The 21690-nt window shown below is 32.5% G+C and carries 14 protein-coding genes and 1 tRNA gene; 4 read left to right on the forward strand and 11 right to left on the reverse strand.

The genetic code is table 11. The features are described from left to right. Nucleotides 1-142: 142 nt before the first annotated feature. Both Q0138_RS05955 and hisF read right to left on the reverse strand, forming a co-directional pair. A complete protein-coding gene (locus Q0138_RS05955) occupies nucleotides 143-1219 on the reverse strand; it encodes a DNA glycosylase (RefSeq protein WP_297982038.1) in 1077 nt (358 codons plus the stop codon). A 247-nt stretch (nucleotides 1220-1466) separates the two neighbouring features. Further along, nucleotides 1467-2300, reverse strand: coding sequence for an imidazole glycerol phosphate synthase subunit HisF (gene hisF, locus Q0138_RS05960; RefSeq protein ID WP_297982039.1), 834 nt, complete (start codon nucleotides 2298-2300; stop codon nucleotides 1467-1469). Between the two features lie 301 nt (nucleotides 2301-2601). Between hisF and Q0138_RS05965 the strand changes: the two genes are divergently transcribed. After that, nucleotides 2602-2675: transfer RNA gene (locus Q0138_RS05965), tRNA-Arg, on the forward strand. A gap of 66 nt (nucleotides 2676-2741) precedes the next feature. On the opposite strand, the gene Q0138_RS05970 is transcribed toward Q0138_RS05965, so the two are convergent. The 3 genes from Q0138_RS05970 to Q0138_RS05980 form a co-directional block, all read right to left on the reverse strand. Continuing rightward, nucleotides 2742-3440 (reverse strand): SprT family zinc-dependent metalloprotease, encoded by a 699-nt coding sequence (locus Q0138_RS05970; RefSeq protein ID WP_297982041.1) that lies wholly within the window; start codon nucleotides 3438-3440, stop codon nucleotides 2742-2744. Nucleotides 3441-3783: 343 nt separating this feature from the next. Continuing rightward, nucleotides 3784-5532: an ATP-dependent DNA helicase gene (locus tag Q0138_RS05975; RefSeq protein ID WP_346662271.1), complete on the reverse strand. Its 1749-nt coding sequence runs from the start codon at nucleotides 5530-5532 to the stop codon at nucleotides 3784-3786. Between the two features lie 655 nt (nucleotides 5533-6187). Next, the gene (locus tag Q0138_RS05980; RefSeq protein WP_297982045.1) at nucleotides 6188-6985 is read right to left on the reverse strand and encodes a V4R domain-containing protein; all 798 of its coding nucleotides are present in this window, start codon (nucleotides 6983-6985) and stop codon (nucleotides 6188-6190) included. A 685-nt stretch (nucleotides 6986-7670) separates the two neighbouring features. On the opposite strand from Q0138_RS05980, the gene Q0138_RS05985 reads away from it, so the two are divergent. Then, nucleotides 7671-8897 carry an FprA family A-type flavoprotein gene (locus Q0138_RS05985; protein ID WP_297982047.1) on the forward strand — a complete coding sequence of 409 codons (1227 nt, stop codon included), beginning with the start codon at nucleotides 7671-7673 and terminating at the stop codon, nucleotides 8895-8897. 365 nt (nucleotides 8898-9262) lie between these two features. On the opposite strand, the gene Q0138_RS05990 is transcribed toward Q0138_RS05985, so the two are convergent. After that, nucleotides 9263-10420 carry a site-2 protease family protein gene (locus Q0138_RS05990; RefSeq protein ID WP_297982049.1) on the reverse strand — a complete coding sequence of 386 codons (1158 nt, stop codon included), beginning with the start codon at nucleotides 10418-10420 and terminating at the stop codon, nucleotides 9263-9265. Nucleotides 10421-10548: 128 nt separating this feature from the next. Between Q0138_RS05990 and Q0138_RS05995 the strand changes: the two genes are divergently transcribed. Then, on the forward strand, nucleotides 10549-10824 hold the full coding sequence (locus Q0138_RS05995) for a hypothetical protein (protein ID WP_297982051.1): 276 nt from the start codon (nucleotides 10549-10551) through the stop codon (nucleotides 10822-10824). A 26-nt stretch (nucleotides 10825-10850) separates the two neighbouring features. Continuing rightward, nucleotides 10851-11507, forward strand: a complete 657-nt coding sequence (locus tag Q0138_RS06000; RefSeq protein WP_297982053.1) for a hypothetical protein — start codon at nucleotides 10851-10853, stop codon at nucleotides 11505-11507. Nucleotides 11508-11650: 143 nt separating this feature from the next. Here Q0138_RS06000 and glp read toward each other — a convergent pair whose 3' ends face one another. The 5 genes from glp to Q0138_RS06025 form a co-directional block, all read right to left on the reverse strand. Continuing rightward, nucleotides 11651-12874: a gephyrin-like molybdotransferase Glp gene (glp, locus tag Q0138_RS06005; protein WP_297982055.1), complete on the reverse strand. Its 1224-nt coding sequence runs from the start codon at nucleotides 12872-12874 to the stop codon at nucleotides 11651-11653. Between the two features lie 420 nt (nucleotides 12875-13294). Beyond that, nucleotides 13295-15499 (reverse strand): phosphoribosylformylglycinamidine synthase subunit PurL, encoded by a 2205-nt coding sequence (gene purL, locus Q0138_RS06010; RefSeq protein WP_297982057.1) that lies wholly within the window; start codon nucleotides 15497-15499, stop codon nucleotides 13295-13297. 104 nt (nucleotides 15500-15603) lie between these two features. Further along, nucleotides 15604-19041: an isoleucine--tRNA ligase gene (gene ileS / locus Q0138_RS06015; RefSeq protein ID WP_297982059.1), complete on the reverse strand. Its 3438-nt coding sequence runs from the start codon at nucleotides 19039-19041 to the stop codon at nucleotides 15604-15606. A gap of 585 nt (nucleotides 19042-19626) precedes the next feature. Beyond that, on the reverse strand, nucleotides 19627-20835 hold the full coding sequence (locus tag Q0138_RS06020) for a methionine adenosyltransferase (protein WP_297982061.1): 1209 nt from the start codon (nucleotides 20833-20835) through the stop codon (nucleotides 19627-19629). A 233-nt stretch (nucleotides 20836-21068) separates the two neighbouring features. Further along, on the reverse strand, nucleotides 21069-21690 hold a 622-nt coding region (locus tag Q0138_RS06025), incomplete at its 5' end, for a caspase family protein (protein ID WP_297982063.1).

Raw genomic sequence — 21690 nt, forward strand, 5'->3', positions numbered from 1 at the left:
ATTTCTTAAATTGCTTATTTTATGATTTAAAGCATTTTAATGAAAAATAAAAAAAATAGATTTTTAAAAATAAAATAAAATAAAAAAAAACTCTAAAGAGAAATAAAAAAAATAGATTTTTAAAATTATTGCTGCATAAGAACTATTTATTCTTAATTTTCTCCATTAACCCGGACTTACGAGCATAATGGAATAAATAAAGTTGTGCATAACCGGCATAGTCTCCAAAATAATCCATGCCAAATTCTCTTGTTTTATCTGCTGAAATGTCTTCTCCATCAAAATAAAGATGAGAAATAATTCTTTTTATCCAAACATCTGAAGGGAAAGCTTCCATAAATCCAAAACCATACAATAATATACAATCAGCCACCTTAGGACCTACACCAGGAACTCCCAAAGCCGCTTCAAACGCTTCATCATAATCCATTTTAAAAATATCCTCTGCCCTTAAATCTGTGTGAAATATTTTACCTGCCTTTTTCATATATGGAGCCCTATATCCGACTCCACAGGACTTAAGGTTATGGGTATAGCATTCAATCTCATAACTGTGCCCATCAGCATCAGCCTCCTCAATTGGAGTTTCAAAGAAATCCTTAAAATCATCAGGATGCGGAAAAGTATTAAAAACACCGGAATCAAATTCCAGTTTTCTGCCCCAATTATGTTTGATTTTATCAATTGACTTGGTCCAACGGGCAATTGAATTGTTTGCAGAACATATTGAAGAGATTACGCATTCAAAAGGATCCTTTGCTAAAAAAAGTCTTAATCCATTACAGAATCCTATTGAGTCAACAAGCTTTTCATCAGCAGCCAAAAATTCATAGAACTTTTCAAGATCAAAGTCAAGATTATAGATTTTTCCTATTTCCTTTCCTATTTCACTTTCAAGTTCCTTCAGTTCTTTTTTTGAAAAGTTTTTTAAATCAATTGAAAATTCCATTTTATCAATTTTTTTAGGAAGCTCATATAGATACTTGAATGAATTCAAATCATTTTTATTTTGAAATGTCTTTAAAAGAACAGGGAATTTATTTAAATTGATGGAATCATCGTTAAGCCTATCAATAATTGAAGGGTTTTTTAAGTAAATCACATCTGTAAATGAAACCATATTTTCATCAAGATTATATCTCCATGGAGGCTGTGAAGTTTGACCAGACTCTTGGGTCAACTTAAGGTTAATCAATGAATTAAATTTTAAATCAGACATAGAATCACAATAATTTTAGAATTATAGAATTTAATTTTTTAAGAATTTAAACAAAACCGTGAAAACAGTGAAATCAGTAAAATAATAAAAGAATTTAAACAAAACCGTGAAAACAGTGAAATCAGTAAAATAATAAAAGAGTTCAAACAGCAACAGTAAAACAATTAAAACAATTAAAGAATTAAAATAATAAAATAATAAAATAATAAAATAATAAAATAATAAAATAATAAAATAATAAAAATAATTAAAAGGTTTCCCTAATAGGAACTCCTTTTTCTTTTAGATATTTCTTAACTACCGGAACAGGATATTCGTCAAAATGGAAAATGCTGGCTGCAAGTGCTGCACTTGCGTCTGCAATTTCAAAAGCCTCTAGAATGTGTTCTGGTTTACCTACCCCTCCGGAAGCAATAACCGGAATGTCAACATTATCATTTATTGCCTTTGTAAGCACCAAATCATAACCGTCCTTGGTTCCATCTCCGTCCATGGATGTTAAAAGAACTTCACCTGCTCCTCTGTCCTGACATTCCTGAGCCCAAGCAATGGCATCCATTCCTGTAAATTCTCTGCCTCCGTAAATACTGCAGTCAAACCAAACTTCTCCCTTATCAGTATCAACTATGGTTTTTCCTTGAGCAGCCTCTTTATCATCTTCAACATATCTTCTTTTAGCATCAATGCCTATTACGACAGCCTGAGAACCTACAACCTTGGAGGCATCTGTTAAAAGCTGAGGATTGTGAATGGCTGCAGTGTTTGTGGAACATTTATCAGCTCCTGCCTTAAGCATGCGAGTGTAATCCTCCACCTTTCTTATTCCGCCACCGACACAGATAGGGATAAATACATTTTCAGTTAATCTTTCTATAACATCAACCATTGTTCCTCTACGTTCATGGGAAGCTGTAATGTCTAGAATAACTATTTCATCAGCCCCATCCTCATAATATTTGGTAGCAAGTTCAACAGGATTTCCTGCATATCTGATTTGTTTAAATTCAACTCCCTTAACGACTCTGCCCTCTGGAACCTGAAGGTCACAGTCCAAACAGGGAATAATTCTTTTTGTAAGCATAATATCTCCATAAAAATTTGACAACTGAAAGTTAATAATTTTAAATAGTAATTTTTAATAACAATTTAAATTAAATTCTATTAAATCAATATAATTTATTTAAAAACAATTATATAAATTTTTAAAAAAACATGAAAAAATGAGTTGGAAAACGTTTAAAAAATATTTGAAATAATATTTGAAATTAAAATAAACTAAAATATAAAAACATAAAAAGAGATAAATATTATTAAAATTATTTTAATGAAAATAAAAAAATGTAATTTTTAAAAAATAAAATAATTTTACTTCTTTTAAAATTGGGCCTATAGTCTAGTCAGGAATGACGTGGGACTTCGGATCCCAAGGTCGGGGGTTCAAATCCCCCTAGGTCCGTTTAATAACTAATTTACCTATTTCTAAAATTTATTTATACTTTTATTATAAAAACTTAAACTAAAACTAATTTTGCTCTGAATTTAAAATCTCTTTGAGTTCTCTCCAGTTTGGACAGAACTGATCCATAAGTTCCTTGAATCTGGGGCCATGATTAAATTCTATCAAATGGGTAAGTTCATGAATCAAAACATATTTTAAACATTCAGGAGGTTTTTTAGCCAAATTCAAATTTAAGGTAACTCTTCTATTAGTATTACAATTTCCCCAGTTTTTCATGCTTCTGATTTTAATTTCACTTGGCCTTTGACCTACAATGCTTATTGCATTTTCCAAAAACAAATCCAAATTCTCCTGAACTTCACGCCTATACAATTCCCTCATGGTCTTTTCCCTTTGTTGAATTGTACTTCTTTTAGAAACTGGAAGATATATTATTTCCTCATCAGCATCATAAAAGGCGTTTTTTATAAAATTATTTGTAATTAGCTGGATTTTATAGGGTTGACCCCAAATATAATGAATTTCATCATTCAAATACTTAAGTTTAGGTTTTGGAGGATTATTCTTTAGATATTCCATTTTTTCAAGAATCCATTCCTTTCTGCTTCTGACAAATTCTTCAACAGTTTCCCTGCTAACACCATAAGGGACAGTTATACGAAGTGTGGAATTATCTAAAATACGCATATACATATATTTATTATTCTTTTTCTCCAAAAGAACTGGAATGCCATCAATTTCAATATATTCCCTCTCTACCATCAAATCCCTAACTTTAAAACTTATAAATATAATTAAAAATAATTAAAAACCACTTAAAAACAGAATAAACTAATTAATTAACTATCAAAAATGATTAAAAACCACTTAAAAACAGAATTAATAATTAAAAACCATTAAAAATGATTAAAAACCACTTAAAAATAGAATCAACTAATTAATTAACTATCAAAAATGATTAAAAACCACTTAAAAATAGAATTAATAATTAAAAACCATTAAAAATGATTAAAATCAGACACCATTAAAAAGACAAAAATTCAATTGTCACCCCAATCGACAAGATTTTGGTCCAGGTTTTTGAGGCGAAGCCTCAAAAGCTGGGCTAGATAATACGATCATCATTAATAACAATAGCTTCCTTAAAGAACTCAGGAATCAAAGACCTGTATAATGGACTTTTAAGAATCATCTTAATGTCTGAATCCAGAATATAGGTTACACAAGAGTCATCCTCTGCTCTCATTCCCCTACCATAAGCCTGCATCAAAGTCATAGCTGTCTTATAGGCATACCATCTTTGGTCCTTTTTCATTCTCTTGTTTATCTGCATATCACCTAAATAAGGGAATGGAATCTTGTAGATTACCTGGAATCTGCACTTGTCATAAGGAAGGTCTACACCTTCACTCATTGAAGGACTTACAAGAACCAATGGATTGTCATCCTTTTCAAAATAGCTTAAAACCCTTTCCCTATTAGTGGAATTGTGTGAAATCAATCTTGAATTATAAAGATGGCTTGTGATATAGTTTTGACAGTTGTAACTGTGAGTGTGAATCAGACCCTTGTCACCCTCATGACGAGCAAGAATCTTTTGAAGGATTTCTATTGACTTTGGAGCGGATTGCTTAACCCTTCCTTTAGACATTTTTCCGGCCAAGTTTAATTCAATAGGTCTTTTTTCAACTGAAAATGGACTGTCAACCTTAATATGATAAACATCCCTTGGATTTAAACCTAACCATTTGGAGAAAAGCTTGTGTGACAGGATTGTTGCACTTAAAAAGATTACAACATCCCCATGCTTGAACAAATAATCCTCAGCATATTGGTGAACCCGAAGCGGTTTAAATGAAACTCCATTCTCATCAGCATCTATGACCCAATTTCCAGGTTCATTTTCAAGATTTGTCTTTAATGATTTTAATCTTCTGATTGTTGAACCTATTCTATCAGCCTTATTTGAAGGCAATTCCTTAACATCAATATCTGAATAGTGACCTTGAATTGCATCAATCTCCATAATCCATTGGCCTACATCCTGATTTCTAAGGGTTTCCTGACTTATGACCTTCTTTATGTCCTTTTCCAATTGGCGATTATATAAATTGATTTCCATTGTTTTCATCAATTTATCCTCTATATTATGTGCCTCGTCAAGAATAAGTAAGGATCTTTTGGAAAAGTGCTTTACATAGTTCAATTCCAGAATTGCATAATCATAATTCATCAATGTGATTGGGGAATTGATGGAATTTGCCTTTTGTTGCCAATAGTAACAGTGGTCATCTGTTTGGAAGAAAATGTCTCCGCCAAAGGAATCCTGAAATGCAATGTCTCCTGTCAAAGTCGGATTTTTACTTATCCCATAAGGACAGAAGAATTTAGAGGATTTGAGTGCAGTTTTACATGCTCCCATATCACAAGTGGATTCAAGACCTTCTTTCAGACAGTTAAAATTGGATCTTCCCTTTACAAGAGGAAAATCAAACTCATCTGCATACTGCTTTTGCAACTGCTTGGTCATTGTCAAAATATATGCTGATTCGTACATGCGGGCTAAGGTTGTTGCTACAGCAGACTTGCCTGTACCTGTTCCAGCTTCCAGAATAATGTATCTGTATCCCTTTGAAATGGCTTCCTCAATATCTGCAATAATTTCAAGCTGTCCTTCACGGGGACGCTCAAAAGGAAAGTTCTCTATAATGTTTTCAGGAATTTCAGGGTATTCCTCTTTCAAAGACTCAATTACTTCCTTAGGCAAATCATGTGCTGCAATATCGTATATTTCACCTGAACCAAAATTCAATTCCTCCTCATCAACACGAACAGGTTCCCGATTTTCATACATGTATAAACCTTTAGGCTTTTCTGGTGATGTATTTTTTCTGTTAAACATGTTATCTTTATTTCCAAATGAATTTTTACGTCCAGAACTCCTTTCAGTCTTCCCATTATTATATCTTTTATTATTTCCAGAGCCAGACACATTATAATTTTTAGTGTCTTGATAAGAATTTCTCTTATCTCTATTTGCCTTGTATCTTCCACATACACAATTTGTTTTTAACATCCTACAGTCTGGACAAAATATAGAATCTGACATTACAATTATATTAGACATTCTAATATAAATATTTTTAAGGGAGAGCATTTGAAAAATAATATTATTTTGAAAAATAGCTTTAAAATCGTTAAATTAAATTAAAAATGGAAAATTTAAAAAAAATAGTAAAATTAAGAATAAAATGTAAAATTCAACTAAAATAATAAAATTTAAAAGGATTAAAAAACATGAAAAAATAGTAAAATTCAATGAAAATGAAAAAATTAAAATTAAAAATTAAAAATCAAAATAATAAAAAAAGTAAAAAAAAGTAAAAAAAGTTGTTTAAAATAAACAACTGAAAACTTTAAACTAAAAGTAAAATTAAGCTAAATTTAATCTAAATTTATTTAAATAATTAAAACTAAATTTAATCTAAATTAATCTAAATTAATCTAAATTAAGCTAAAACAGAGCTTCCATCTGGGGATTCGACCAAGAAATTACAGCAGTCGTCACCCATTGTGAAACATTTAACTTCAGTCACTTCAATATCTTTCTTAAGATAGTTGGTGAATAAGGCTTCAAAAATACCTGCATCTAAGTAACAGGCAGGCTTACCCTTTTTAGGAAGTAAACTACATTCAAAACATTCAAATGCAGTAATGTCAATAATGTCTCCTAATTTGATTTCAAGCTTACCTAAACCGTTGTCTTCCCAGAATTCACAAATGTTTTCACTGAACTTTTCAATATCATCGTCGTAAAGTTTTTCAAACATTGCAGCACCGATATTCTTACCGGTTTGGTTTAAGACAGGGTTAATGTTAATTCCTTCCTGGATTAAGTTGGATCTTAATGTGTGGAATAAAAGGAAAGAGAATTTAAAGTTATCTACATCCAATATATTCTTTACCAAGAATTCAGCTTGTCTTTCTTCCAATTCCTTACTGTCTCCAGATTCTACTTCACCTAAGAATTTAGAACTAATATAGAATATTTTTTTACGGTGGTCGTTTGCATCAAATCTGTAGCTTACGATTCCATCTTCCCTTAAAGATTTCAAGTGTACAGAAATAGTGGATTTTGATTTTCCAGTATTTTTTACAATTTCATCAAATTCCATATCAGTGTCTTTTAACATGGAAAGAATAGTTAATTTAACTGGACTTTTAACAACGTTTACTCCTAATTCGCCAGGAGCCTTTGCAAAAATTTGAATAGGTTTTTGTTTTTCAACAATTTCTCCATCTTCCATAAGAATCCCTCTCATTTAAAAAAATTTAAAATTAAAATTTCAAATCAATAAACATAAATTACTAAAAACCTTTTAATATTATAAATTAAAAAATTTTTTAAACCTTTAATGAATAATTTTTAAAAAAAAGAAAATTTTTTAAAAAATATTAAAAACTATAATACAGATTATATATATTCACTTTCTAACATATATACTTGTTCTTATATCTACAAAATGTTTAAGTAAAATTGTAAGAAAATACGAACAATTTTATAAAAAATAAAGAAATCTCCATATAAAAAACGAACAGTTTTAATAAAATTGGCTTTATTTTAAAAAAATAACAAACAAATATTAAACTAATTAAAAAATAAGGCAATATTAGACAAATTAATTTTAGAAGTTTGAAACAAATGAAAGTTATGAAAAAATTTTAAAAAAAATTAAGAATTTTATAAAAATCAAAGCTAAAATATTTTAAAAAAATATTGTTCGTAGGATTAGAAAACAAAACTTTATATAGATTAAAAAATAAAAATATATTTGTTCAATTATTTACGAACTATCATTAACTAAATCTATTACTAATCAAAACAATGAAAAGATTAAAATATTAATTTAGTTAATAGATAAGTAATTAATAAAATTAATTTTATTAATAAGTTTGAATTAAATAATTCAAAATTAGTATTGAGGCAATATTATGAAAGCAAAAGCTCAAAAAATAGGTGAAGGAGTATACTGGATCGGTGTACTTGACTGGGACTTAAGAACTTACCACGGATATACCTTAGATGGAACTACCTACAACGCATACATCGTATTCGGTGAAAAAGTAGCAATTATCGATAATGCATATCCTGGAAAAACTGATGAAATGATGGCACGTATCGAAGATGCCTTTGAACAGGAAGGAAGAGAAATAAAAGTTGATTACATTGTTCAAAACCATGTTGAAAAAGACCACAGTGGTGTTTTATACGACTTATGGAAAAGATTCGATGCACCTATCTACTGCAGTAAAATTGCAGAAGGAGGATTGCTTAGACACTATCCTAAATTAGAGGGCGCTGACTTTAATATTGTAGGAACTGGGGATTCCCTTGACTTAGGTGGAAAAACCTTAGCATTTTTAGATGCATTCTTACTCCACTGGCCTGACAGCATGTTTACCTTACTTGCAGAAGATGGAATTCTTTTCCCTAACGATGCATTCGGTCAACACTTATGCTTCTCCAAAAGATATGACACAGACATTCCAGAAAATGTCTTGATGGACGCAGCACAAAAATTCTACGGAAACCTAATCACTCCATTAAGTAAAAAAGTACTTAATAAATTTGATGAAATCATTGAATTAGGTCTCTTGGATCAAATCAAAATGATTGCTCCTTCCCACGGCCAAATCTGGACTGACCCAATGAAAATCATTGGAGCATACAGTGACTGGGCTACCGGTAAAGCTGCAGAGGACAAGGTAACTATCGTATACGATACCATGCACTACTCAACCCAAAAAATGGCTCATGAAGTAGCTGAAGGTATTATTGCAGAAGGATACGACGTTGAAATGTTCTTCTTACACGAAGATGAAAGAAGTGAAATCGTTAAAAGCATATTAACAAGTAAAGCAGTTGCTTTCGGTATTCCAACCATTAACGACTTCCCATTCCCAAGTATTGGAGACATAATCTACTACTTAAAAGGATTACACTTTAACAGAACTGGATTTAAAAGACCTGCTGTTACCTTCGGTTCAATGGGAGGAAGAGGCGGATCTGTAGAATTCATAGCTAATGAATTAACTGACTGTGGATTCGAAGTAATCGACCAACAAGAAATCTACTATGTACCTGATGAAGAAAACAATATGACAAGTTTCGAATTAGGTCAAAAATTAGTAGAAGAAGCTAAAAAATTAGAACTTTAATTAATCACGATTAAAAGGTTTTTAACCTTTTAATTCTATTTTTATTTTATTACCCCTAAGATAATCTTTTTTTAGAAATTTTAATTAAATTTGTAAACTCTTTTTTAAGAAATAATTATTTTAATTTTATTTAAACTTTTTTTAGAAATTCTAATTAAATTTGTAAACTCTTTTTTTAAGAATAAAATTTATTCGTTAATTATTAAACTAATTTTGAAAAAATAAAAAGAAAATTAATAAATAAAAATAATAAAAATAGCTCTAAATAGAAAAATAATAGAAAAATAATAGAAAAATAATAAAAATAGCTCTAAATAAAAATAATAAAAAAATAAAAAAAGAAAAGAATTGTTTAATTAAAATAATTAAATTAAAGCCCCTACAAAACCGTAAATTAAACTAAATACAATTATAATTCCCATAAAATAGGACATAAAGGCAGTTAGAGGCTTATAAATATTTTCAGAACTTACATAAGACAGCAAGATCTCAAAGATTTTACCTCCGTCCAATGGTTTCATAGGAAGCAGATTGAATGTACCTACAGCAAAGTTCATAAAGAAAATCCAGAAGAACAGATCCTTAAGTGACATTAATCCCCACAGAAGGAAACTGTAAGGCTGATTATCATATTGCTCAGTCAATACATAATGTAATTGGGCCTGAACACCCATATAACCAAGACTTGAATTGTTTGGATGGGTTTTCAATTTAAAACTATAATCTCCCTGGTCAGTTCCAACCGTTACCGTATTGTTAGGCCTTAATGTAGATACTGCATCCATATAACCAGTTGAATTGTCAAATGTGTAATTGTCAATGGATCGGATTATCATTCCCTCACTTAAGTATTTTACAGCATTGCCATCACCAGGTAAAGACTGAATTTCAACTCCATCCTCAACAAATACTGCAGGAAGAACAAATGAAGACAAAATAGTTATGATTATAAGGGCAATGGCAGCAAGGGACAGGTTTGCAATGGATCCCGCTGATAAAATTCTAAGCTGAGATGGCTTTGGAAGAGCTTCCAATTCCTCTTCATCAGGCTCTACAAAAGCTCCTGGAAGAACAGCAAACAATAACAATCCTATGGATTCAAGTTTGATATTTTCCACACGAGACAAAATTCCGTGACTGAATTCATGAATTACAATAACAGTTGCAAGTGCTATAAGCCCTTCTACAAGAGGAATGTGTATAGGAGAGCCTGGAACGTCAACACCTGGAAGAATCAGACTTACAGATGGAGTGTCTATAATTGTAGTCAGTGAGTAGACAAGGGCAACTGCCATAAAGACCATGAAGAAAACTGAAACTGCAATTCCAATATTCATATAGATTTTCCAGAAACGTGGAGACCACTTAGCCAATTTATCAATAAAACCATGCAAACGTTTGGTTCTCCACATTAAAAGAGGAAAACCTACCTCCACACCATATCTCTCAAGAGAACTTTTAAAAACAATTGCAATTAGCCAAATAAGTATAAAAGCAATTACATAAAAATAAATACCATCCATAGTAACACTTTAATGAATTTAATAGTTTTATAATTAGTCTTAATATCAATATTTTTAATTTAATGTATTGTAAATAATTATTAAATTTTATCATATAAAAAACTAACTTTAAGAATAAATGAGAATAAATGTTTAAAAAAAGTTTGGCAAATAGAAACAAATTAAGGAAGAAAAATGAAAAAGATATAAGTAAAAACCTAATAAAACTAAAAAAAATAAAAAACATGAGTGAAAAAATAAGGAACATAAAGAACATAAAGAACATAAAGAACAAAAGGAACATAAAGAACATAAAGAACAAAAGGAACATAAAGAACATAAAGAACATAAAGAACATAAAGAACAAAAGGAACATAAAAAATGAACAAAAATATAAACTAATAAAAGCAAAAAGAAATTTTTAAAAGTAAGCTTAAATAAAGAGTAAAGCATGAATAGAAAAATAATGCTTTTTTTGATATGTATAGGGATGATTGCACTTTTATGTACAAGTTCAATAAGTGCATCAAATAGTTCAGAATGGACCAACATAAGTTTAAACAATATTGATTTTAAAATTCCAAACGAATATGCTGGAGGAAGATTATCAGAAAATGGATATTCCTATGAAAATGTATTTGAATTCGGATTATTATGTTTAAATGACAGTAAGAACCTTATAAACAATTATGGTTATGAATCAACATTTGAAGAAGTTTATGATATGGAAGAGGCTACAATTAATGGCCATCATGCAGTTGCATACTACAGCAACAGAAGCATAGTGGAACATAATGTAACATTCATTTATTTCGAATCCAATAAAACTATTTATCAATTGTCTTATAATGGAAATAAAATAGACAAAACAGCTAAAAAGATTATTGATTGTACCCCAAAGTCCAAATTGACCAAATCAGAATTTAATGAAAAGTTAAATACCGCTCAAGAGGATTATATTCAAAAGGAATATGAGGAAGAACAGGAATATCTCTTGGAAGAAGCCTATAATAGTGGCTACAATGCAGGATATTCACATGGAAGTTCATCCTTAAACAATTTGGGAAAATACTATTTGATTTATAAATTAGGACAGCACAGCCGTTAATGATTAAAAAAACGTGAGAAATAGTTAAATAGAAAATTTGAACTTTAAAAATAAAAAATAAATGAAAAAAATAGCTAAAAATAAAAATAAGTCAAAAAAAGTAAAATAAATAAAAATTAAAAAAGTTAAAAATAAGGAGAAATCTAAAGAAGAGGCCAAGACATGTCTCTAAAGTAGATTAAATCCACCATATCTCCTTTTTCCACTCCTTCATGATTTTCATCAATAATTATATAAGAATTAGCTTCCACCATAGACCTAATAATGCCAGAACCTCTGTTTAAGACATGATGAACAGTGTTATCATCAGCTACAGCCCTAATATAATCTGTTCTGCCAAGACTTGAAGGAATCTTGGAACTTGCTTTTCTTTTTACAATGGAATTCTTAAATTCAAGTCCTTGCATTTTAAACAAGTAATCTCTCGCAACTATATCAAATTGAGCCATTGCCGCAACAGGTTGGCCTGAAAGCATAAATACTGGAGTGTCATTAACAATTCCGGCACCGACAGGTTTTCCTGGCCTCATAGCAACACCATGGAATAAAACCTCACCAATATCATCTACAGCATCAACAACTACATCTCCCTTACTGATAGCTGTTCCCCCTGTTGTTATAACAACATCATAATCATGAGTGGATTTTTCAATAATGTCTCTAACTTCATCAAACTCATCAAAACCATGTTCAATATCCACTAAAGCACCTGCACTTCTAATGAGAGCTGCAATGGTAAATTGATTTGAATTTATGATTTTAGCCTTATCGATCTTTGGAGAAGGCTCCACCAATTCATTTCCAGTAATGATCAATTTTACTCTTGGTTTTTTAAAGACTTCTATTTCACTGTATCCTGCAGATGCAATCAATCCCATCTCTTGAGGACGAATTAAAACATTTGCAGCTAAAACCTCATCCCCTTCAGCAATATCCTCTGCCTTTGGAGAAATGTTTTCACCAGGAGTTACTTGAGAATGAATTTCCAAATCGTCACCATTTTCATAAGTGTATTCTTTCATTAAAACAGCATTTGCTCCCTTAGGAATAGGTGCTCCAGTTGCTATAACAATAGCTTCGCCATGATTGACAGTCTTTTGGGAAAAATCACCTGCCCCAATTCGGTCAATGATTTTAAAATCCTTAATAACACTGTTGGAAGCTCCAAAAGTATCCTCTGCAATAAGAGCATAACCATCCATAGCAGATTTGTCAAATGGTGGAGAGTTATGATAAGAAGAAACACTATGAGCTAAAACCCTACCTTGAGAATCCTTAACATGAATCTTTTCAGTCCCCATAATCTTCTGATTCTCATCAAGTTTAGCCAAAACTTCATTTAGTGGTTTTAATTTTGAAATAAACATTTTACCGTCCTATAATTTCATACATTTTAATAAATGATAATAAGAAATAATAAATAATAAATAAAAAATAATAAATGAATTCTTAAAACAAAGCAAATATTTAATTTTAAAAAAACTATTAAAATAAAATATTTTCCTAAAAATGATTTTTTAAAAATAATTATTAAAATAAAATTAAAATAATAAAAAATTCCTAAAAATTAATTTTTTAAAAATAATTATTAAAATAAAATTAAAATAATAAAATATTCCTAAAATAAATTTTAAAAAATAATTATTAAAATAAAATTAAATTAATAAAATAAAAATTTTTCCTAAAAATGATTTTTTAAAAATAAAATTTAAGAATAAAAATTCCCTAAAATGAATTTTAAAAATTTTTAAAAAAATAAAAATAAATAAAAATAAATAAAAATATAATTAAGCCATGTACTTCTCAATTACACCATGATAAGCGTCATCTAAGTCTTTAATAGCTAAATTAACTATATTTTCATCTTTATTATTAATTACTAAAGAATCTCCTTTAACTTCACCAATGCATGCACAATCGACTTCAATTGATTCTAAAATGGAATCCAATTTATCAGCCTTTACAGTAAGAATGTATCTAGCATGGGATTCGGAGAATAATAAATTATTTTCACTCATTTCATCCTTAGGAACTAAATCCAAATCAATTTCACAACCTAAATTAGAGGATAAAGCCATTTCAGACAATGCAATAGCTATACCACCAGCAGAAACATCATGAACTGCAGTAATATCCAATTCAGCACCTTCAAGATAGTCTCTGTAATCAGCATCTGCCTCGATTAAGTCAAGGATTGTATTTGCACTAGCCAATTCATCATCAATTCTGATTTTAGGAGCTTCTCCCTGTTCAAGATTGTGAAGGGATCTGTGATATTCAGAACCGTTAATCTCATCATAGCTCTTACCAATGATTAAGATCTTGTCTCCTTCCTCCTTAAATGGAAGTGTTCTAATATTGGAAAGACTTTCAACACCAATAACACCTACAGCAGGAGTCGGATTAATCTTGATTCCTTCGGTTTCATTGTAGAAACTTACATTTCCACTGATAACAGGAGATTGGAATTTTTCTGCTATATCAGACATTCCCTTAATACATTCCTTGAATTGCCAGAGGATTTCAGGAGTTTCCGGATTTCCAAAGTTTAGACAATCCACAACAGCATAAGGTTTTGCACCCATTGAAACCACATTACGAATAGCTTCAGCAACACTTCCAGCTCCACCGTCATATGGAGACAATTTAGTGTGAATGGTATTTGAATCTGTAGTAAGGGCAATAGCTGTTTCATCATCAATCTGCAGGACTGCAGCGTCATCTCCAGGCTTTACAACAGTTCTAACTTGAACCTCATGGTCGTATTGTTTGTAAACCCACTGCTTGCTTGCAATGTTTGGAGAGGACAATAATTTTAAGATTGATTCATCTATAGGTCCATCCTCAACTTGAATCAAGTTATCATCTTTTACAGGAGCTCTCATTTCCCTATCAAGGGAAGGAGGATCTGCAAGCAAAATAGTTGGCAAATCACAAAGGACCTGATTCAATTCTTCCTCTTCAAAGTCCTTTACAATCATGCGGTTTCCTTCAGTAACCTCTCCGATTACTGCAGAAGGAATTTCATGCTTGTCACAAATCTTTTTGGCAGCTTCAACATAATCCGGATTGATTACAAAAATCATACGTTCCTGGGATTCTGAAAGCATAATCTCATAAGGAGTCATTCCTTCCTCTCGTAAAGGAATAGCTCTCAAGTCAACAACAGCACCATTTTCGGAAGAGTCCACAAGTTCTGATATACAACAGGTCAAACCTCCTCCACCTAAATCCTTAACACCTGAAACATCCAATTCGGAAAGTATTTCAAGGGAAGCCTCAAGCACTCTTTTTTTGGTAAATGGATCTGCAACCTGTACAGCAGGACGATCTTCGGTTTCAGAATCGGAAGTCAACTCTTCAGATGCAAAGGTAACGCCGTGAATTCCATCCCTGCCGGTTGTTCCACCCATAAGTAAAAATACATCCCCTACATTTGGAGCAATACCACGTACAATTTCATCCTTTTTAACAAGACCTGCACATAATACGTTTACAAGAGGATTAGTTCTGAATGATTCATCAAATTCAATCTCACCAGCTACAGTAGGTACGCCTACCCTGTTACCATAGTCAGATATTCCTTCAACAACATGTTCAAACAAATATCTTGATTTCTGGTCTTCAAGAGGTCCGAAACGTAGGCTGTCAAGAAGTGCTATAGGCATAGCACCCATGGAGATGATGTCTCTTAAAATTCCTCCAATGCCTGTACCTGCTCCCCCGTAAGGTTCAATAGCTGAAGGGTGATTATGACTTTCCATACCTACAGCAAGAGCATATTCATCGGTAATTGATACAAGACCTGCATCGTCTCCAGGCCCCAATATAATATTTTCACCTTCAGTAGGGAACAATCTCAAGATTGGCCTACTGCTTTTATATGAACAGTGTTCTGAGAACATTACATCCAACATTCCCTCTTCCAGTTCATTCATTTGTCTTCCAAGAATTCCTTCAATATATTTTACTTCAGAATCTGTTAAAGTCATTTTAACACCTATTTTTAGTTCTGAATATTTATAATAAATTATTTTTTAAATTAGAGTTAAATTAATCTAAAATAAATAAATTAAAAATTAATAAAAATTTTAAATTAAATCTTAACAACAGAAATAATCACTTTATTGTCTTCAATCTTCCATTCCTTTGAATATTCAACAGAAATGTCTTCATACTCTCCACCTTCACCTTTGTCGGTACAGATTTCACAAGCGTCTCCATCAAATATTACAAGGGATTTAGCTCTAACCTCATCACTAATTAAGTCTGATTGCTTTTCAACCAATTCCTTAAACTCATTAGTGGTATTGACCATAACACCAATATTGGCCTCAACATCCAAGTCCATGTCTTTTCTCATGTCCTGGATTCTTCTAATAAGTTCACGAGCCATAGCTTCGGATAAGATTTCAGGAGTGACTTTAGTATTTACAAATACATTTCCACCATCGAATTCTGCACTTACAACATCATCAGGAAGTTCTGTTTCATATAAAACGTCATCTGAGGAAAGTTCAATCTCTTTTAAATTACCTTCCCTATCTTCTCCCTTAACGATGTATTTGCCAGTGCTGTCAAGCTCTTCCTTGATTGAATTGCCTGTACCTTCAGCCTTGGATTGTGCAAAGCACTTTTGCACTATTCCCATATCTCCCTTAAGTCTTGGACCCAATGTCTTTAAATTAGGTTTTGCAATGAAAGTAAGATTTGGGAACTCTTTTGCTGTAAGAACTTCCTTGGTGTTGGATTGGTCCTTGATTACTTCCTGAAGGTCTTCCACACTTTCAAGAACATCTTCATCCTGGGATACAACGGTAATGTCACTTACAGGCCATCTGAGTTTATATCTTGCAACATCCCTTGCCCTTGCAGCTGCCTCAATGATTTCACGAACATTGTCCATTTTGGATTCAAGTTCCAAATCAATGAGAGACTCATCATACATCCAGTCATTCATGTGGATACTTTCAGCTGCATCATCATCCAAGTTCTTGACAAGGTTTTCATAAACCTCTTCAGCCAAGTGAGGAGTGATAGGAGCCATAAGGTGAATCAATGTATTTAAAGTAGTATAAAGTGAATAATATGCACCTAACTTGTCAGGATCATCACTTTCCACCCATGTTCTTCCTCTGATTAATCTTACATACCATCTGCTTAAGTCTTCAAGTATGAAATTGTTTATTGCTCTTGTAGCCAAGTGGAAGTGTACATCGTTGATTGCCTCACCAACTTCCTTGGCAAGTGAGTTTACACGGGATAAAATCCATTTGTCCTCTTTTCTTAAGCTAACATTAGCTTCAGAACCTTCAACTATGCATTTTGCAGGGTCGAAATCATCAAGTGCCATATAGGTTGTGGAAAATACATAAACATTCCAGAAGATGTTAAACATCTTTTTAACATTGTCCAATTCATCCCATACAAATTTAAGGTCATCCCAAGGTTTGCAAGCCCATAAAAGATAGAACCTAAGTACATCTGCACCGTATTTTTCAATTACCTCCTCAGGCTGTACAACATTTCCCAAGGATTTACTCATCTTTTTACCATCTTCATCCAATACGAAACCGTGCATCAATACCTTGTCATATGGAGCCCTTCCATTGGAAATTACACCAGCGCCTAATTGGGAATAGAACCAACCTCTGGTCTGGTCGTGTCCTTCACAAATGAAGTCATAAGGATACCATTTCTCAAACATTTCCTTCTCTTCAGGATAATACAATGCAGCCCAACCGGCCACACCGGAATCGATCCAAACGTCTAAAACATCTGGAATACGTTTCATTGGAGACTCACAGCCACAATCACATTTAATGAGAACATCATCAACATATGGCCTGTGGACCAAATCCTCATCACTTGCAGTGATTTCATTGATTGCAAGTTCCTTCAATTCCCTAACAGAACCGATAACCTTGATTTCACCGCAGTCAGGACATACCCAAATAGGAATAGGAATACCCCAGTACCTTTGTCTGGAAATTGTCCAATCCTTAGCGTTTTCAACCCAATCATGGAATCTGCCTTCACCAGCCCATTTAGGCACCCATTCAACTCTGTCCACTTCAGACAACATCTTATCCTTGATTTCAGGCACCTTAATAAACCATTGTTCGGTAGCCAAGTAAATGATAGGAGTCTTACATCTCCAACATACTCCGAACCTGTGAGTGATTGTAGTGTTCTTAAACATTAAGCCGTGAGATATTAAATCTGCAATGATAGTGTCATTCAAGTCCTTGGTGAATCCGTCAGCATAAGCACCGCCATCTTCAGTGAAGCATCCTGCCTCATCAACCGGACAGTGTATAGGAAGCCCTACCTTTTGACCAATTTCAAAGTCCTCAGGACCGTGTCCCGGTGCAGTGTGTACAAAACCGGTACCTTCTCCCAATTCAACGTGGTCTCCATGGAAAGTTGTGTGAACCAATTCGTTTTCACTTTCAATTTCCATCTGTTTAGGTACCTCTTCAGCTAAAGGATAAACATAGGAAAGTCCAAGAAGTTCAGAACCCTTAACGGTTTTTATTATTTCATACATCACTTCCTTTTCCTCTTCCATGATGTATTTTTTCTCCTTAGATTCCTCATCTTCAGGGTCGTATTTAGGGTTTGGCAACTTGTTTTTGTGAATTATTTCAATTGGACCTAAAACGCTTTCAAGAAGTTCATCTGCAATAATGAGAATCTCTTCATCATCATCACCGGCAATGTCTTTAATTCTGGAATCTATTTTTACAAAGGAATAGTCAAAGTCCTCATTCAAACAGATAGCCAAGTTACCTGGAAGTGTCCAAGGTGTGGTTGTCCATACAAGGAATGATTGCTTTAAGTCATAAAGGCCGTCATCCAAATCTGGGCAAGTTTCTGCAGTGATTAGCTTTTCCTTTAATGGGAAACGGACATAGATGGATGGGTCGTCATCCTCTGTATAGTCGATTTCAGCTGCAGCAAGTGCGGTTTGACAGTGAGGACACCAGCTGATTACCCTTTGGTCACGGGTAAGCAAGTTTTGTTCATGAGCCTTTTTGAGAGTCCACCAAGCTGATTCCATATATTTAGGATCCAAGGTCATGTAAGGATTGTCCCAATCCATCCAAACTCCTAAGCTTTTAAACTGCTCAGTCATTGCAAGCTTGTTTTCCATTGCAAACTCTTTACATTGGTCGATAAACTTGTCAATTCCATATTTCTCTTCAATTTCCTGCTTGGATTCAATACCTAACAATTGTTCTACCTTATGTTCAATAGGCAAACCATGGGTATCCCATCCAGCCTGTCTTCTAAGGGAAAATCCATTCATGGACTTGTAACGTAATAATGTGTCCTTAATTACCTTATTCCATGTTGTACCTAAGTGGATTTTTCCACTACAATATGGAGGACCATCTAAAAAAGAATATTGTGGCCCATTAGCTCTTAAATCATTTGTTTTGGAATAGATGTCTTCATCTTCCCAAAAGTTCTGAACCTTTGATTCTATTTTTTTAAAGTCATATGATTTTTCTGCCTCTTCTATTGGCATAATATTTCTCCTAATAAATGTAAATGCGAATAATAGTTAATAAGAATAAAATTAATAGGTCAAGCTCCAAGAAAATCATAAATAGATTAATAAATTAATGATTTGTTAAAGAATTAAACCCATTAATGAATTTTATAGATTAATAATTAATAAATGAATGATAGGATTTAAAGAATAAAACCCATTATTGAATTGATTAATAGATTATAAACCTACCAATAAGTAAAATTATAGATTAATTTTTAGAATTAAACTAAAAACCAAAGAATTAAACCTTTAATGTTCTTTTAAATCTATTTTCTTTTTATAACTGCTTAATTTTTCACTAAATCCCAAAATTAATTCAAGCAATAAAGAAATTATAAAGCCTATTTTTCTAAGAATTAATTCAACAATAAAGAAATTATAAAGCCATTTTTCTAAGAATTAATTAAGCTAAGCGATTTTAAAATAGTGAAAAATAAAAAATTTAAAAAACTAAAAAAGGAAAAATAGTCAAAAGAAAAAAGTTCTTTAAATTAAAATTACGATAAAGTAAATGGATAGCAGTAGTTAAAACTACCACTTTCCTTTAACGAAAAATGCTTAGAAAGTTCTTGCTTTTCCTTGAACCACATTTTCAGTAATTACAGATATATTCTCTAACCAATCATCAATGATTTTGTTAACTTGTGGACTTACCTTATCCATATCATAACCATCTTCCAAGATTAAACCGGCGGAAGCTGCCTTAGGCTGGTCGATAGGTTTACCGATTTGGCTTAAGATCATCAAGTTGATTTGCTTAATACCTTCAACATTGTTAACAACATCATTTGCAATTTCATTTGAGAGAATATTGTAGATTTTACCAACGTGGTTGATAGGGTTTTTACCGGAAGTTGCTTCCATGGACATTGGCCTGCATGGAGTGATTAAACCGTTTGCCCTGTTTCCTCTACCTACAGAACCGTCGTCTCCCATTTCAGCGGAAGTACCTGTTACAGTGAGGTAGTAACCGGATTCGTCAGTTGCCTCATCATTGTCTGCAGTGTTTACATATACTTCAACTTCCCTGTCGGTGTATTTTAAAGCAAGGTCAATTACAATCTCTTTTAAACCGTCTCTTACTGCAATGTACTCTTCTCTGTCAGGCAAGTATCTTGAAACCATAGCACAGCCGATGGTTAATGTAATCTTGTCTCCGTCCCTAAGACCCATTACCTTAATGTCTTCACCTACAGCAGGATGGGATTTTTTAAACTCCTTGGAGTTTAACAATTTTTCAGTTTCCATTACAATGGTTTCCACTTCAGAGAATGGCGCATAACCAACACCAAAGGAAGTGTCGTTGGAGGAAGGAGCCCCTTCCCTCCTAAATACATCAACCAAGTCACCGGAACCGTGTCCGATTTTACATTGAACAATGGTTTCACGGTTTACATCCAAGTTGATTACACAATCATCCAGGAATTCCTTAGCTGCTTCAATTGCAATGGTGTCAAGTGGGAATTTGTGACCTTCATATTCGGATACTCCCCTACCTGTTAAGAGAATGTCGATAGGCTTGATGATTTCTCCACCGCCAAATACAGGATTTGATTCACCGGCAGTGATTTGAACTTCGTCAGTGTTGTGGTGCAATACTCCACCTAATTCATCCATGTACATTTTACAAAGTGCTTCACTTACAGTTTCAGCAATACCGTCACTGATACTGTCTGGGTGACCGATACCCTTTCTTTCTACAATTTCAATATCAAGATCTTCAATATAAGTTTGATTCAATTTTTCTACAAAAATATTTCTACTCATAAAAATACCTCACAGAACTTAGGTTTAGTTTATATTCTCCAGTTTGTATATAAGCTAATAATTTTAACAATTTAAAAGATATTATAAAATGTCTTATTATTAAAAAATTTATTAATAAAAGATTAATAAAAGTTTATAATTCACTAATTTTAATTAATAAAAGTTTATAATTCACTAATTTCAATTAATAAAAGTTTATACCAAAACAAAATTAATGGTCTGTCATCTGTTTATTAGCATTTAGATTCATTAATTAATCTATCTTTTATTTCTTTATGAATTTCAATGTTTGCAATGGCTTTTGTTAATTTATGATTAGATAGGACTCGGTTAATATAATAGGATAAAGCACCATAGTGATTACCGCTTTCAACTATTTCTTTATTGACCTGGTAAGCTCTACACGCCTCTATAAAAACCACCTTTCCGAGTGATGGTGAGGATGGTATGTTATAGAAATTCCCCCTCTCTAACTTTTGAGGACGATAATATTTGCCACTACGTGTAAAACCGGCTTTCGTGCCTCGTATCACCTCTTCTTCAATTCCCATGGAAGCCTTTCCTGCATGGCAAGCGTCAATAACGACATACAGAATCCCAATTTTTCCGATAGCCTTCCTAATCTTTATACAATATTCATGCAACTCGTCATCGGTCAGATGGTTCTCACCCTCGTACTTCCCTTTAGTATATTCTATCGGAGCATCGACCGGCACGATAGATTCATCCCATCCGTCTTCTTCATCACCATTTATATCCTCAAATGGTTGACCATGAGTTGAGAAATGCAGATAGACTATATCTCCTGCTTTACATTGAGACACCAACAATTTCAAGGCTTTTGTAATTCCTGCT

It is taken from the genome of uncultured Methanobrevibacter sp. (genome assembly GCF_937906425.1).
In the GTDB taxonomy this organism is placed as follows: domain Archaea; phylum Methanobacteriota; class Methanobacteria; order Methanobacteriales; family Methanobacteriaceae; genus Methanobrevibacter.